This is a genomic window from Nitrosospira multiformis, assembly GCF_900110185.1.
Classification (GTDB): Bacteria; Pseudomonadota; Gammaproteobacteria; order Burkholderiales; family Nitrosomonadaceae; genus Nitrosospira; species Nitrosospira multiformis_A.
This window is the reverse complement of sequence record NZ_FOCT01000001.1, coordinates 91,520-105,018: the sequence shown is the minus strand read 5'-3', so window position 1 is coordinate 105,018 and position 13,499 is coordinate 91,520. Positions and strand designations below refer to the sequence as shown.

The following is a 13,499-nucleotide window of genomic DNA, read 5'->3' as shown; positions in this document are numbered from 1 at the left end:
AGTGGTAAAAAATTGTGGCATCATGCCCTCAAGTTTACTGCTGCTTCTACTACTTCGCTTCCTCCGCCATCTGACGGTGAGACTCTGCCATCCTCCTGTTTTCCTCCGCAGCTTCCTCATAGATATGAGCGAGTGCCTGGGCATGCTCTTTCACATCAATGGTTTTCCTCCCATAGTAATATCCGTGCTTCCGATATTCGGTCAGACACCTTTTCTGCTCATCTGCCCTCGCCTGCATGGCTTCCGCTGCAGCCTGATAGTGTCGAGCCAGGGCATAATGATCTTTACTGGTTTTTGCGTTCCGAATAGCGCTTGTCATATCCATGGGATGGGGATCGATGTGAGCGCAGGATATGAAAGCCAGGGCTGTTAGAATTACAAAAAATAAGCGAATTTTCATTTGCCATCTCTCTGTTGGGTGGTCCTAAGATAATATAGCACTGTAAGTTATAGCAGTATTCCGCAACTTTGACGCAAGTCTCCGAATGAAAATCTGGCCAGGCACACCCTATCCCCTTGGTGCGACATACGATGGAGCGGGAACCAATTTCTCCCTGTTTTCCGAGGCGGCGGAACGCATCGAACTGTGCCTGTTCGATGAAGCCGGTCGTGAAACCAGGGTGAATTTGCCCGAGGTGACAGGATACTGCTGGCATGGCTACCTGCCTGGCGTAGAGCCTGGACAGCGTTATGGTTTTCGGGTGCATGGGCCGTGGGCCCCGGAGCAAGGCAATCGCTGTAATCCCGCGAAGCTGCTGCTCGATCCGTATGCAAAAGGGATCGATGGGGATATTACCTGGGATGAAGCTGTATTCCCCTATCTCTTCGATGACCGCAATGCACGGAATGACAAGGATAGCGCGCCTTTCATGCCCCGCAGCATCGTTCATCAACCGTTTTTCGATTGGTCCGGCGATCGTCAACTCCAGCGCCCCTGGCACGAAACAGTCATTTATGAGTTGCATGTCAAGGGCTTCACGGCACAACATCCGGACATACCCCCTGAACTACGGGGGACTTACGCGGGTCTCGCACACTCCGCCTCCATCGAGTATCTGAAACAGCTTGGGGTCACTGCTGTCGAGCTGCTGCCAGTGCACTACTTTGTGCAGGACAAACATCTTCTGGATCAGGGTTTGTGCAACTACTGGGGTTATAACTCCATTGCCTATTTTGCTCCCCATAGCGCCTACGCCGCGGACAAGCGTCCGGGGGCCGCGAGCGCCGAATTCAAGCAAATGGTCAAGGCTCTGCATCAAGCCGACATAGAGGTTATCCTCGATGTGGTGTACAACCATACTGCAGAAGGCAACGATCTCGGGCCGGTGTTATGCCTGAAGGGAATCGACAACGCCTATTATTACCAGCTTATGGAGGATCGGCGTTACTACAGGGATTACACAGGCACAGGCAACTGCCTCAATATGAGGCAGCCGCATGTGCTGCAACTGATCATGGATTCGCTTCGCTATTGGGTGCTAGAAATGCACGTCGATGGCTTCCGCTTCGATCTTGCATCTGCGCTCGCGCGCGAACTGCATGAAGTGCAAATGCTGAATGCATTTTTCAACATCATCCAGCAGGATCCTGTTACAAATCAGGTCAAGCTGATCGCGGAACCCTGGGACCTGGGGGAAGGCGGTTACCAGGTGGGGAAATTCCCGTCAGGCTGGTCTGAATGGAACGGCAAGTACCGGGATTGTATTCGCAATTTCTGGCGCACTCAGGAACCCACTTTAAGTGAATTCGCTTACCGCTTTACCGGAAGCTCAGACCTTTACGAGGGGAATTCGCGTCATCCTTTTGCAAGCATCAATTTTGTCACCTCGCACGACGGTTTCACGCTGCGTGATCTGGTGTCTTACAACGAAAAACACAACCTCTCCAACGGCGAGGATAACAGGGATGGCACAGACGACAACCGTTCCTGGAATTGCGGTGTCGAGGGGCCTACGGATGACACGGAAGTGCTTACGCTTCGCGCCCGGCAGCAACGCAATTTCCTGGCCACCCTGATATTGTCACAGGGTGTGCCCATGTTGCTCGCAGGGGATGAATTGGGGCGCACCCAGCAGGGAAACAATAATGCGTACTGCCAGGACAACGAAATTTCCTGGGTGGATTGGGGGAAGGTGGATACCGGTTTACAGGAATTCACCAAACGCCTCGCTCGCTTCCGCCATGATCACCCGGTCTTCCGCCGGCGACGGTGGTTTCAGGGACAACCCATCCACGGTGGGGGCCAAGACGATATTGCGTGGTTCAATTACATGGGAGAACAGGCGAGCGAGGAATTATGGGGAGATGGGGGAATTCAAAGCCTGGGAATTTTTCTCAACGGAGATAGTTTCCCGAATCCCAATGCTCGAGGGGAGCCGGTGAAGGATGACAGCTTCTACCTGATTTTCAACGCGCATTTCGAGGCGATCGATTTCGTTCTGCCCCCGAACCATTGGGGGCTACGCTGGTTGAAAATACTCGACACCAACGAGGGTTGGGTAGAGAACGCAGCAGATAAGCCCGGGCTCGAAGCTGGATCCGCTTTGTCAGTCGCACCCCGGTCACTGGTGCTTTTGCAGCGGCTGGCGTGAAATTCTCCCATCCACGATGAGTCTCTGCAAATATCCCCGCTTCATCCCGTTGACTGCTCGAAAGGGGAGAGCAACGCATAAGGAAACGTCCCGAAAAGGTGAGCCAGCCCAACCCTCCTGCACGCCTCCTCCGTCCTCTGCGCGGCAAGGATCTCGCCAGTCAATACATTGATCCACTTCTCGCGCAACTCGTCTGAAGGCAGTTCCACCCAGGTGTCCGTCCAGATGGATTTGCCGACTGGGAACCTGTGTTGTTCTCCGATGAGCTTACCGAGCAATCGTGGTACGGCAACGACAATAATTTCATTTTCCCGACGCCGTGCAAACACGCATACGTGCTCGCTACAGTCCCCATGCGCTTTTAGCGGCAGGTAGTCGCCCTCGCGGAAAAGCTGTTCGTGCTCGCGGCGGAACGTGAGCGCTTTCCAGGTCAGATAGAGCTTGATGCGCCCGTCCCGCAGGTTCTCCATCAGATGCTGGGCGCATGCGCCAGGGCCTTCTTCAGCATGCATCGAACGGATGGCCTGCAAGGACCTGCGGCGAGCCGTATAGTCGACAGGACGCCTGTTGTCCGGATCCACGAGGCTGAAATCCCAGGTTTCATTGCCTTGGTAGATGTCCGGTACTCCCGGGGACGTAAGTTTGAGTAACACTTGTGACAAGCTGTTGAAGGCGCCCGTCCATGCAACCCGCTGCTGGAAAGGCAGAAAGTCGCGCAGGAACAGATTGTTGGGCTGCTCGGAGAGAAGTGCATGCACGAAGTCCTGCACTGCTGCCTCATATTCGCTATCAGGGTTAATCCAGGAACTGCTCACCTTCGCTTCTCGCGCGGCCTTGCGCATATAGGCAACTACGCGGTCGGACAGCGCTGCCAATTCCTCGCCATGCGGTGTGTCGAAAGGCCATATGCCCAGCAATATCTGGTATAGCAGATACTCGTCATTCCGGCTCGGCGCATAAGTGTTGTCCAGTTCCCGGCGGCTGCTGCGATTGAGCCTGTTCCACCGTTTAAGAGCCCGTGCCCACTGATCGGGTATTTCGGAGAGAACGCTTATGCGCGCGCGTACATCTTCCGACCGCTTGCTGTCGTGACTTGAAGTGGACAGCATGGCATGCGGCCAATGGCTCGCTCGCTCCTGATTCTCCCGGTGAAAGGCTGCGAGGGACACCCCGAACCGCTGCGGCTCGTTGCCGACCTCGTTGAGCGATACCAGCCGGTTGTACTGATAGAAGGTCGTATCCTCCATCGCTTTGGCCATTACCGGGCTGGTGTACTGCTGGAACTTCATGGCAAAGGTACATATGGCCTTCCTGTATGCTTCGCCTTGACCTTTGGCCTGCCGTCCCAGCAATACATCCCGCACGAAATCGAAGATGGTGGTATCAACCGCCTGACTGCGCTTCTTGGCTACCTCCACCGCCCAATCGACATAGCGGACATCATCAGGAGAACTTTCGCAATCGGATACATAAGTACGATAGACAGGAAAGTTGGCGACAACCTGGGCAAGTGCGCTGTGCTGACTGTTGAAGGTGAAATCGCACGTACGGCGGTCACCCTTGGCGATACGTGCCAACTGTATGGCCAGCACCTGAAGCTCGCCTGCCAGCGCACGGTCCATGATCAGATGCTTGTTCGCCCGTATCATTGCATCGAGATCCAGACGTGTTCGAATAAAACGCTCATAGATACGGGTAAGCTCCCCGGCAGCGCGGGTGTCGACAAAAAGACCGGTGCAAACCGCGGCAAAGTCGTATCCCGTAGTGCCGTGAATGGACCAAGTCTTCGGAAGACGTTCATGTGATGCAAGTATTTTTTCCGCCACGATGTAGAGCGACTTGGCGCCCTCCTTCATCGTTCCCGGAAACAATGCTGTAGCGGCCATCGCCTGCAAGCGCTCGAAGTATTCCTGGGGCGCGTATAAACCATCCGGATGATCGATGCGTAATCCACTTACATAGCCGCGCGCGATCAGTTCACGAACCAAGCGGTGCGTGCTTTCGAATACCTCCGGGTTGTCCATGCGCAGGGCCGCCAGATCATTGATATCGAAGAAGCGGCGGTAATTGATCTCATCCGCTGCAGCGCGCCAAAAAGCCAAGCGATAGGCCTGGACGGCCACCAGTTCATGTAGCAGATCAAAATTCCTGGGTTGCTCCGGTGCGTCACCGTTGAATAGAGTGATATTTTCCTGGACGAACTGGGCAATGTCAGCGCTCTTCACGTACAGTGAAGCCAGATGGCGCTTGTGTATCTCCTTATCGCGCACCCGCTCGGCGACCGCATCGGGGGAAATGCGCTCTCGCAGCGGCAAATGGGTTAATGCCGTAATCAGGGACTGGAGTTCCAGAAACTCCGGATGTTGCTCTCCCAGTCGCATCTCGAGACGTCTCAGATCGTGCCCAAGAATACGGGGATATTCGCGCGGGTCTACAGGAAACCGGTGCTCATGATAAAAAACACTGAAGGAACCTTGTTCGATGTCGAACGCGAGTTTGAGCTCGCCGTTCTCCAGAATCGTGCCATAGTGATCGCCCAGAACAGGCAGCAGCACCTGGCCCGGCAGGTGCTCTCCCATCACATACCAGTCAATGTCAAAATAGCTGGCAAAGCGGGACGCCGGACCATTTTCCAGGACATCCAGCCACCATTCGTTATCAGCGCCAGTGATGCACATATGATTGGGCACCACATCCATGATCTGGCTCATTCCATGACGTTTCAAGGCAGCAGCAAACCGTTCGAAGTCCCGAGCACTCGTGATCTCCGGATTGAGCCTGCCATGGTCGGTTACATCATAGCCATGGACGCTGTCAGGGCGCGCCTTGAGGAGGGGTGAAAGATAGCAATGACTGATACCCAGCTCATCCAGGTACGGTATCAGTTCCGTTGCCTGCCTCAGATTGAAGTCCCGATTCAATTGCAAGCGGTAAGTTGCCCGTGGAATCTGCACTTGTACATCCTGCATGACCTCACCCTCCGAGGAGGTGGACGCTTGCAATAAGGGACGCTCCCGGCGCAATGCCAGCATTATCCCCTGCAGCCAGGCGCTTCCCTGCCACTCCTCCAGATTGAGGGGCAGTTTCAGACGCCAGGATGGGTAAGTGTCTCCTGTCGCACCGGGCAGATTCGGTTGCTCAAGTACCCCGAAGCCATCTTCGAGTTGCAGCAGCAGAAGTTTCGACGGTGCACGGGCCAGATAGGTGTACACTGCTGCCGCGAGTTCCGCCGTCATTTCCGGGAAGCCGACCTGATGAAGCCCGCCTCTCGACGGCAATACGCCTTCACCCTCCAATGCCACCAGGAGCTGTGCACGGTCTGCCGCGCGCTCCACGATTTGCCTGTTCCGCATCTCATCCTCGGGAAACAGGTTGTGGCGGTCGCGCAAATCAATATCGAGCCCTTGCCAGAATCCCGCCAGGGTCGGAAGATCGTGGGTTGTTACCGCCACTACGGCATTTGCAGGGTACGCCTGCGGGGGCTTCAATCGCCCGCCGTCGACCCGCTCGAAATATAATAATCGTGTGGACATCACGTTTGCGGGATGCAAGGCTTCGCGTACTTCCGGCGGCACTGTCCCCAAATCTTCACCTATCACCAGGCAGCGGTTGCGCTGACTCTCCAGCGCCAGTATGCTCAGCATATCTTCAAAGGGATAGCGTATGTACGCCCCCTCTGTTGCGGGTAGCCCGCGCACTACCCAGAACAGGCGGCGCAGGCCCATTACGTGATCTATGCGCAGAGAGCCGCTGTCCCGCATGTTGGCGCGCAGCACCTCAATGAAAGGCGCATAAGCGGATGCAGTGAGCTGATGAGGAATCCAGGGCGGCAAGCCCCAGTTCTGCCCCAGACGGTTGAAGTCATCGGGCGGCGCCCCTGCACTGGCTTCAAGTGCGTAGAGTTCACGACGAGACCACGTTGCGCCCCCACCTTCCGCTACGCCGATCGCCAGATCGAACATTAGACCAATGTTGAGGCCCACTTCCCATGAGCGTGTGCCGACTGATCCCAGTTGCAGGGAAACCTGCCACTGCAGGTATTCGAAATATTCCACGCGATCGAGATGAGCTTCGCAGAATGCAGCCACCTCCGGAGCTGCGGGATCACGGTATGCTTCGGGCCACACGCGCCACCCCCATATAGAGCTATCCTCTGCCCGAAAATATTCCTGAAGCGCCTCGAACAGTGCCTGCTTGCGAAGAATCTCGCCGTGCTCGGCCTGGAAAGCACGAAAAGCACGGGTACGACCGGTATTCCGCGGCAGATGGGTATTACGGAAATACCGGTACAGGCAGACGAGGACCTCTGATTTTGCCTCCGCAACCCCTCTGTAATCCACCTGTTCGGTAGCACGAAGCGCGCGCAGCCGCGCCTGGAATTCCGGCGCGAGCACTATCGAACGCGCTTCCTCGCATCCCGCAAACTCGGGTATGGCTTCCACATCCAGATAAAGCGGGTTGAACCAGGTGCGGCTGGAGGGGCTGTAGGGACTGGTGTGTTCCGGAGCATCGGGAAATAACGCATGAAGCGGGTTGAGCAGGAGCGTGCTTCCCCCCGCGCTAGCATAGAATTCGACCAGGCGCCGAAGATCGCTGAAATCCCCGATGCCATAATTGCGCTGGGAACGAATACCATATAACTGGAGGGCGGGACCCCACACCCGCCTTTCACCTTCGATACCTGGTGGCCAATAACAAATGGCAGGGGCCACGATAAACGGCATTTCAGCCAGAGCGAGGCCATCGCTCTTTTCGATGGAAAGCCGGTGGTACCCTGGTTCCACAGGGAGATCCAGCACCAGAATTCGCCGCACGAATTCCTGATCGCCGGAATCATCGAAACTGCCGAAACCCCCGGGAGCGGGGAAGCGATAACGCTCGACTTCCTCCAAGCCGTCAGGAATAAATTCATCGTGATCTTCGGCCCCGGATTCCCTGTACAAGCGCCAGCGGTGGGCTCCCTTGCCCTCGGCGGCCGGGAGCGCGACTGCAATGCGATAGGGCCGCATCCACTCCCGCACCACTTGTACGGGCGGCAACACATGCTCCCATTTGCGCCTTATAAAAGTGTGGAGGGACGCTGAAATTTCCTCTTCCGTGGCCGCTGCAACCCCCATTGCCCCGAGTAGAGCACGCTTTGCGTCCTCCGAAGTGTGGCGGGTATTTCCCCAGATATCGCTGTAGCAGGGTAGCACGCCATATAATTCGCACAGCTGGTCAAGCGGATTGCTCATGCTTCTCCCTCGATATTCCCTTGCTTTCCCTTCATTTCAGCTTCGGCGATTGTTACCAGGTAAACTGCTTTTACTTTTATCGGCAGCCGGTTCAAGCATCCAGACTACCGAACGGGGCGCCAGAATACTTTTCGCCAGGATACTTTTGGTTGTTCGGGAAGATGTGGGTATTGCACCGGGCGAGGCAAACACGATCTGCCCGGCGAACTCGGGAGCCGCCGCGTTCGCATCGGAAAAATTCGCCAATAGCCGCAAGGTGGAACCGTCGCCCAATTGCCAGCAGACCCACAGGCACTGGGGCGCGAATACCTCAAAATGTGCCGAATTACCCTTCATTCCGCGAAGGCGCGGCACGATAATTTCGGTGCGAAGTTTCATCAGGTTGCGGTAATACTCCAGCGAGGCAAGGTGGGTTTCATCCCTGAGTAAACCCCAGTCGATTTTCGAGACAAGAAAAGTCTGAACAGCATTCGGGTCCGGTATCGCTGTCTCGGTCATGCCTTGCCCAAAATGCGCGAAGCGGGCGAATTCTCTGCGTCGGCCCTGTGTCACAGCTTCGCGCAGATCCCCTCCGAAGTCGCAGAAAAACAGGAAAGGCGATTTTGCGGCAAATTCCTCGCCCATGAACAGCATGGGAATGCCGGGAGCCAGCAAATAGATGGCTGCCGCCGCACGTGTCAACGCTTCCTCGCCAATATGGCTAATACGCTCGCCAAGTGCACGATTGCCTGCCTGATCGTGGGATTGCAGAAAGGAAACGAAAGCCTGGGGCCGCAGATAAATGCTTGCCTCTCCACGCTTCGCATCATCGCGATAAACGGATATCTCTCCCTGATAGGCAAACCCTTCCGCCAAGCAACGTCCAAGGTGACGTACCGGATTGTCGGCATAATCAACGTAGTATCCATCGCTCTCCTGTGTAGAAAGCACATGCAGAGCGTGGTGAATATCATCGTTCCACTGTGCGTTGTACCAGCCGTTTGTCAGGTAACGGGCATTGTTGGCATCGTTTTCCAGGATCAGATGCACGTGGCGCTCTGCATCGACCTCGGCACGTACACGCTCCGCCAGCTCGACAAGGATGTGCGGACTGGAATGGTCGATGATCGCATGGACTGCATCGAGCCGCAGGCCGTCGAAATGATACTCTTGCAGCCAATACAACGCGTTGTGGATGAAGAACTCGCGTACCTGCCGGCTTGCGGGGCCAGCGAAATTTATTGCCGCGCCCCATGGAGTGTGATGGCGCTCGGTAAAGAATTCCTTTGCATAAAGGTGAAGATAGTTTCCTTCCGGCCCGAAGTGATTGTAGACGACATCGAGCAGAATCATCAGTCCCCGTTCATGCGCGGCCTGAACCAGTTCCTTGAGATCCTCCGGACGTCCGTAACAGCTATCGGGCGCGTAAAGCAGGACCCCATCATAGCCCCAGTTTCGCGAGCCCGGAAAATCGGCAACCGGCATGAGCTCGATGGCGGTCACGCCGAGTTCGACCAGATAGTCCAGTCTCTGGGATACGCCGCTGAAGGTTCCCTCGGGGGAGAACGTGCCTACATGCAGCTCATAGATGACGGCTTCTTCCCAGGGCCGTCCACACCATTTGCCGTCCCGCCAGGCGAAGGCCGAAGGATCGATCACCTCACTTAAACCATGCACATCATCCGGATTGAAGCGCGAGGCGGGATCGGGAACGCGGACACCGTTCACGTCGAACCCGTAGCGCATTCCCGCCCCCGCTTCCGCTACAGTCGACTCGAACCATCCTCCTGCGCGAGGAGTCATGGGGAGTACCCGTTCGTGCTGCTCATTCGTCCGTCTGTCTGCAAGGCACAATCCCACCTGTTTGCACCCAGGCGCCCAAAGACGGAAGCGCACTCCGTGGTCCGTGACTTGCGCGCCATAAGGCATGTCATGAAATCGTGTCAGCACGCCTTTCCCTCTTCCCCTTTTTCTACCTTCTGTGTTGCATCAGCCGTATCAGTCGCTGCATGGTTCCATCGACTGACTTCGATTGTTGCGCGAGCGCGTTACTCACGCTGGCAACAGCTTTTTCCACCATGAAGAGCGTAACCAAAGCATCGGTTACTCCGGTATCAGCGGGAAACAGGGAATTTCCGTTCATCGCCCTGCGATAGCTTTTGAGGAAATCGGCGCTGGCAAGGGTTTGCCATTTATCAGCCTGTTGTGCAAGCATGGCGGTTGATTCCGGATATTCATCCGTAACATGCTCCAGTGCCGCTGCCGCTACCTCGGAAAACGAAAACAGCATGCCTGCCACATCACGGAGGGGACTCTGTTTCCAGCGGCGCTCACGCCATGCGCGTTCGGGGCCGCTGCCGTAATTCGTAATCAGAAAATCATTGCTCGAGAGCCACACCTGACGCAGGCTGTAATCCCCATGACAGCGCGCCTTCAAGGCCTCGGGATGCATCGCTGCCAGCCGGGCGATACGACGGTAGAATTTCGACCGGCCTGATAAAAGATCGTCACCGATCGACTGTGCGGAGTTGGGCAGATCCGGCAATGCCGTCTCCAGCAATTTGTACATTTCATCCATCTGCACACGCACTGTGTTCACCCACTCCGCAAGATCTTCAGGGGTAATGGGCTCGACGCCGAAAGCCCCATCTGCATCAGGCTGCGCCAAAGCCTTATGAAATTCAGCTGTCCGCAATCCCAGGGTATTGATCAGGGTCATGTAGGCAACATGCCGAGCATCAATGGGACGCTTTTGTTGTGCGCGGCACTCATCCAGGTAGCGTTGCAGATAGTCTTGTGTATAAGCCCAGCCGCTACCCTGATTCTCGGCATAGTGCTCGAGGATTGCCAGAGTGGAACTGCGTCCCTCGCCGTCCATGTACTCCACGGTGCCCGCCAGTTGCGCCATATGTGTAAATTTTGCTGTCTCCGTCAGAAAACGCGACATCTCCAACTCGGGGTGCACACCGGGAAGAAGCCAGCGGTATCCTTTCAGTACCAATCGGTCGCCCATGTTCACAAACAATCGCCCTCTTTCCGAAACTGTCCGTGTCACCGTTGCTGTTCCGTTTGAATCCGTGGAGTCGGGAAAAGCGCTGGTTGCATGGAAAGACACTTGCCCACCCTTAAACAGGAGCGCTGAGCCGTCATGCATGCTGGAAACCATGGCGCGGCAGAAGCCATCGTCCCAGAAGGCGTCGAACAGCACGCCTGTCCGTTCCCGGCGGCGAACCTTTGCAAGCGTGGCATGCAGCAGCGTGCTCACAATCGCCTCATCCTCGTCCTCCCACACCAGCGCCAGAGGTACGGCAAAGTGATAAGCCTCATCATTGGCCAGCGTTAAAACGACGGTGACCAGCAACCAGCTTCCCTGCTCTGTCGACCACTCGTGCATCTCCCCAAGCTCAAATTTTCTGACCGGCAGGTTCCGCATGACAAACCAGGGCTGGGAATAAAAGAAGCGGGGCATGATCTGTCCCTCGAGCTGCTCCCGGGCACGGCGAGCCATCAGATCTTTCATGGCCCCGCCACCCTCGCCACGGTTCAGCAGCGTACCCCAACCCGACTCGACCAGTACCAGAACAGGCAGATCCGGCGACACCTGCCGCTCCTCATGCCAGGCAGGCGCGGCCATGTCGGTCGCCAAGCGAAAAGCATAAAAGCCATGAGCGCTCAAGGTAAGGAGATACGGCAGCTCACCCACAGGCGGGAATGGCGTGCGACCCATCAATTCAACTGGTACCCTTCCCCTGAATTGACTTAAATCCAGTTCTACTGGCTGCGCGACGCGGGACAGATTAGCCACGCACAGAATCGTTTCATCCTCATGCTCACGCAGATAAGCAAGAATCTTGCGATTACCAGGCCGCAAAAAACGCAGCGTGCCCCGACCAAAGGTTCGGTGCGCCTTGCGCATCGCAATCAGGCGCTTCATCCAGTTGAGCAGGGATGACGAATTACGTCTCTGTGAATCCACGTTCACTGCACCAAACCCATATACGGGATCAATAATGGTCGGCAGGAAAAGCCGCTGAGAATCAGCCGTTGAAAACCCGCCGTTAACTGCACCTGACCACTGCATGGGTGTCCGCACTCCATTGCGATCACCGAGGAGAAGGTCATCACCCATCCCGATCTCATCTCCATAGTAGAGCACGGGCGACCCCGGCATGGTCATGAGCAGCAGATTCATCAATTCAATTCGGTGCCGGTCATTGTCCATCAGGGGCGCCAGGCGCCGTCGAATACCGAGATGCAGGCGGGCCTGAGGGTCGATTGCATATGTCTGGTGAAGATAGTCCCGCTCGCGATCGGTGACCATCTCCAATGTCAGTTCGTCGTGATTGCGCAGAAACACTGCCCACTGACAATTCTCGGGGATGTCTGGTGTCTGCTCCATGATCTCTACAATGGGGTGACGATCTTCGCGCGCAATAGCCATGTACATTCGCGGCATGAGTGGAAAATGGAAAGCCATATGGCATTCGTCGCCATCACCAAAATACTCGCGTACATCCTCCGGCCACTGGTTCGCCTCAGCCAGGAACATCCGGTTACGGTAGTGTTTATCCAGTTCGGAACGCATGCGTTTGATCACCGCATGAGTCTCGGGCAGGTTTTCGCAGTTGGTCCCCTCGCGCTCGCACAGATAGGGCATGGCATCCAGCCGCATGCCATCGACACCCGCGTCCAGCCAAAGCCGCATCACATGCATCATGGCGTTAAAGACATGCGGGTTGTCAAAATTCAAGTCCGGTTGATGGAAAAAAAAGCGGTGCCAGTAATAGGCTTTGGCTACATCATCCCATTCCCAGTTGGATCCCTCTGTGTCCGTGAAAATACTGCGCGCACCGCTGTACCTGGTGTTGTCGTCACTCCATACGTAATAGTCGCGCTTCACGGACCCCGGTGGGGCGCGCCGAGCTGCCTGAAACCAGGGATGCTGATCGGAAGTATGGTTGAGCACCAGTTCTGTGATTACGCGCAAACCTCGACCATGAGCTTCCGCGATAAACCGGTGAAAATCCTCCAAGGTGCCGACATCGGGATGCACACTGTGATAATCGGAAATATCGTAACCGTCATCCCGTCCCGGAGACGGATAGAATGGAAGAAGCCAGAGCGCGGTGACGCCCAGTTCCGCCAGATAGTCGAGCTTGGAGATCAGGCCCGAAAAATCTCCTATGCCGTCGCCATTACTGTCGAAGAATGTCTTGACGTGCAATTCATAGATAATGGCGTCCTTGTACCAGAGCGGATCTTCTTCTCGTTCCATGCTATTTCGACCGGGCTTTCTGTTTCAGATGAACAGAAGCTCTTCTGGCAGCCTCCACGGCTCTTGTAAAGTTCCCTTTTTTCGCTTCCCCGATCGCCTTATCCATTTCTTCGAATGTCTCCATATCATGTTCCGCTTTCGGAGACTGCCCATATATCGATATGAACGGATGGGTATAAGGATGTTCGTGGTTTTCCTCGATCAGGTGTTTCTTCGCTTTTTCAGTATGGGCGATAACGCCTCCTGCGTCCTCATTTTCAGCACTTCTGACTGCCAGTCCCAATTCCTGAAGCGCCTTGTCCTCATGTTCATCTGTAGCATAATCCATCGTAGAACATCCTGCGAGGAAAGCAAAAGCGATCAAGCTGCACGAGAATGGCTTTTTCATGACATCTCTCCCTGGTGAATGAATCCGAAGGG

Annotated in this window: 6 protein-coding genes; 1 reads left to right on the top strand and 5 read right to left on the bottom strand. The window is 55.7% G+C overall.

Annotated elements, in window-relative coordinates:
- Positions 1–49: 49 nt before the first annotated feature.
- Positions 50–400, bottom strand: a complete 351-nt coding sequence (locus BMY01_RS00490) for a hypothetical protein (protein ID WP_074743650.1) — start codon at positions 398–400, stop codon at positions 50–52.
- Between the two features lie 85 nt (positions 401–485).
- Here BMY01_RS00490 and glgX point away from each other — a divergent pair, with 85 nt between their 5' ends.
- Positions 486–2,591: a glycogen debranching protein GlgX gene (gene glgX / locus BMY01_RS00485; protein ID WP_074743649.1), complete on the top strand. Its 2,106-nt coding sequence runs from the start codon at positions 486–488 to the stop codon at positions 2,589–2,591.
- Between the two features lie 41 nt (positions 2,592–2,632).
- On the opposite strand, the gene BMY01_RS00480 is transcribed toward glgX, so the two are convergent.
- Genes BMY01_RS00480 through smbP form a run of 4 tightly spaced genes read right to left on the bottom strand, consistent with a single transcriptional unit; the run spans position 2,633 to position 13,467 of the window.
- Complete coding sequence (locus BMY01_RS00480) at positions 2,633–7,825, bottom strand: malto-oligosyltrehalose synthase (protein WP_074743648.1); 5,193 nt, start codon at positions 7,823–7,825, stop codon at positions 2,633–2,635.
- A gap of 36 nt (positions 7,826–7,861) precedes the next feature.
- Positions 7,862–9,754 (bottom strand): malto-oligosyltrehalose trehalohydrolase, encoded by a 1,893-nt coding sequence (gene treZ / locus BMY01_RS00475; RefSeq protein ID WP_254772541.1) that lies wholly within the window; start codon positions 9,752–9,754, stop codon positions 7,862–7,864.
- Positions 9,755–9,776: 22 nt separating this feature from the next.
- Complete coding sequence (gene treS / locus BMY01_RS00470; RefSeq protein ID WP_074743646.1) at positions 9,777–13,079, bottom strand: maltose alpha-D-glucosyltransferase; 3,303 nt, start codon at positions 13,077–13,079, stop codon at positions 9,777–9,779.
- Position 13,080: 1 nt separating this feature from the next.
- Positions 13,081–13,467, bottom strand: a complete 387-nt coding sequence (smbP, locus tag BMY01_RS00465; protein ID WP_074743645.1) for a small metal-binding protein SmbP — start codon at positions 13,465–13,467, stop codon at positions 13,081–13,083.
- Between the last annotated feature and the right edge of the window lie 32 nt (positions 13,468–13,499).

Coding starts and splice junctions, on each gene's coding strand:
- BMY01_RS00480 (WP_074743648.1), bottom strand. CDS start 7,825: ATGAGCAATCCGCTTGACCAGCTGTGCGAATTATATGGCGTGCTACCC.
- treS (WP_074743646.1), bottom strand. CDS start 13,079: ATGGAACGAGAAGAAGATCCGCTCTGGTACAAGGACGCCATTATCTAT.
- smbP (WP_074743645.1), bottom strand. CDS start 13,467: ATGAAAAAGCCATTCTCGTGCAGCTTGATCGCTTTTGCTTTCCTCGCA.
- glgX (WP_074743649.1), top strand. CDS start 486: ATGAAAATCTGGCCAGGCACACCCTATCCCCTTGGTGCGACATACGAT.
- BMY01_RS00490 (WP_074743650.1), bottom strand. CDS start 400: ATGAAAATTCGCTTATTTTTTGTAATTCTAACAGCCCTGGCTTTCATA.